Raw genomic sequence first — 236 nt, forward strand, 5'->3', positions numbered from 1 at the left:
CATAAATGCCGGTCGCGATACGTTCTTCCAAAACGGCTAAAACCTGATCGCTGATTTTTTGCGGACGAACCAATTTAGTCATGTTGTATTCCTGATGATTGAAGGACAGTTGTATTCAGACGGCCATAAATTGGATTTACCAATTGGCCGCCCATTCTAATCAATCCCCTATTTTTTCGTCAATAAATGCCATTCTCCCCATCTCAAGCAGTATAATTCAAACACATTCATTTTTA

At 39.4% G+C, this 236-nt stretch carries 1 pseudogene; it reads right to left on the bottom strand.

From position 1 onward, the window contains the following. A pseudogene (locus ACTHSX_RS10865) lies at positions 1–82 on the bottom strand (FadR/GntR family transcriptional regulator); the annotation flags it as partial. Positions 83–236: the final 154 nt, after the last annotated feature.

Origin of the sequence: Neisseria sp. P0014.S002 (assembly GCF_051958295.1) — a bacterium.
In the GTDB taxonomy this organism is placed as follows: domain Bacteria; phylum Pseudomonadota; class Gammaproteobacteria; order Burkholderiales; family Neisseriaceae; genus Neisseria; species Neisseria flavescens_B.